General features: G+C 24.8%; 3 protein-coding genes. 1 reads left to right on the top strand and 2 read right to left on the bottom strand.

Annotated elements, in window-relative coordinates:
• The coding region (locus KGF50_RS21285; protein WP_227849911.1) for a DUF4003 family protein at positions 1-620 on the bottom strand (620 nt) is incomplete at its 3' end.
• Between the two features lie 101 nt (positions 621-721).
• Positions 722-1,294 (bottom strand): hypothetical protein, encoded by a 573-nt coding sequence (locus tag KGF50_RS21280; protein ID WP_227849910.1) that lies wholly within the window; start codon positions 1,292-1,294, stop codon positions 722-724.
• 321 nt (positions 1,295-1,615) lie between these two features.
• Here KGF50_RS21280 and KGF50_RS21275 point away from each other — a divergent pair, with 321 nt between their 5' ends.
• Positions 1,616-1,879 (top strand): hypothetical protein, encoded by a 264-nt coding sequence (locus KGF50_RS21275; protein WP_227849909.1) that lies wholly within the window; start codon positions 1,616-1,618, stop codon positions 1,877-1,879.
• Positions 1,880-1,998 lie beyond the last annotated feature (119 nt).

Here is a 1,998-nt window from a genome sequence, read left to right as displayed (position 1 = left end):
GTTCTATCTTCACTAAATAAAAGAATTTGAGACAGTGCTTGTAAGTCATTTCCTTTATAAAAACCATTTTTATTTAGAAATTCATAACATTTTTCTATGTATTCTAAATCTTCTTCTAAATTTTTTGAATGAATTGCAATAAGTGCTATATTACAATAGTCATCACTAGACGTTAAAAATGGATGTTTTTTCTTCATGTATTCGTACACTGTTTTCATTTTTGATATACATGTAATATAATCCATTTTATCTCTATTTTCATAGACTATTGATGCTGTAAGTGGTAAATATGTATCTCCCCAAAATTTTTCATTTTTAAGATTTTTATATATCTCTAAAATTATCTTAAAACTACTTTCTGGATTTGATTCAAATGAAAGTAGTGTTGCCATATAAAATATATTATATCCTCTAAAGTTAGAGAATAATCCAGTATTTTTTTTAATAAGCTCTATTCGCTCTTCTACTAGTCTAGGGCTTATCCTCTTGTTCTTAAGCGTAAACGCAAGTGCACAACTATGTTGAATTAATCCCATTTGCCAAGAACCTTTAATTTCATTTAATGCTTTATAATTTTCTATTAATAAGTTTACTTTTCCATTTATAAAAGTTTGTTCCATATTGCCCTCCCAGTAATATACATTGTTGTATTAATTAACTTAATATCTATTATATATGTAATAAATATTGCAATCAATACATATTACTTGAAGAAGAGTTATTATTCCATAATGATGTATCCTTTTTTATAGTGCCTTCCCATATTATTAACCCTGTCATAATACTCTGATTCACTTTCATTACTCCATTTGGGTACAAATACATCTATCGCATTAGAATTACTAAAATACTTACTAGACCCCCTATCCATAACAGTTTTTACTTTACCATCCACAATAATCTTAGTTCCAAAACTTAAGTGATTATTTGCCACAAAACCATCTTCTAAATCATCTCCTGTAGCAGTTATAGCTCCATATCCATTTTCTTGGTTAAGGCTGGTATAATAACTCACTTCAAATGTTATAGGAATTAAATCCTTTATTTTGATTCCTAGTTGGTTTTCTAGCTTCTCTTTTTGCACTTTTAATTTATACTCATCACTGTTTTGATAGTCTTTCATACCTTGATTATATTTAGAATTAAAGTTTTTACCTGAAGTTACTATAGTATCTATATTTACTATAGATTCTTTACAATGCTCTGCATCTATTTTTGTTTCTCCATTTACCAATAATGGAGTTAAACATACACTACATACAACACATGTAATCAATGCTTCTTTAAGCTTCATAAATTCCCCCCTTATTATTTTGATATATTAGCATATTTAATATTATATGTCTACATTTAGATTTAAATGCCACACTCATTTGCTTTAAGAAGTTGTCTTATACTTAATTCACCCTAAACCCTTATAAATCCTCCATCTTAGAATCATATAGTACAAAGCTTTTATTACTAAATATATTTTTTATTAATCTTTTTAATACCTCAAAGCTCCCTCTATTTAATTTTTCTATTTTTAAGAATTTAAGAATTAAAATTCTATAATTTTAAAACATATTGATTTTATTTTTTTGAAATGCTATAATTTTTTTAAGAGGTGATTAATATGATAAAAAATACAAAACAAATTACAATTGAAGTTAATGAAGTTTTATTGCAAGAAGTATACAAAATGACTAATAATGAAAATAAAGATTTATCAAACTTGATAAATGAATCAATCATAAATTATATTCTTGAAAATAGAAAAGACAATATTGAAAATAAAGATTTAGAAGAAGTAATTGATTTCTACAAAAAAGAGAATATAGAAAAACCTAAAAGTCCAGCAAGAGCTATTGCTGAAGCAAAAACTCATACATTGTATTAAACAAATAAAAAGTTCCTAAAAATTAGGAACTTTTCTTTTTATTTTAATAGCTATTAATATGTATTTTAATAATATTTATTTCATATTTATAAATACTTATTTAAACAAGAATATAATCT

The organism is Clostridioides sp. ZZV15-6598 (assembly GCF_020657705.1).
Lineage (GTDB): Bacteria > Bacillota > Clostridia > Peptostreptococcales > Peptostreptococcaceae > Clostridioides > Clostridioides difficile_F.
The sequence above is the reverse complement of the archived record's forward strand: the minus strand, read 5'-3'. Positions and strand labels throughout refer to the sequence as shown.

Coding starts and splice junctions, on each gene's coding strand:
- KGF50_RS21280 (WP_227849910.1), bottom strand. CDS start 1,294: ATGAAGCTTAAAGAAGCATTGATTACATGTGTTGTATGTAGTGTATGT.
- KGF50_RS21275 (WP_227849909.1), top strand. CDS start 1,616: ATGATAAAAAATACAAAACAAATTACAATTGAAGTTAATGAAGTTTTA.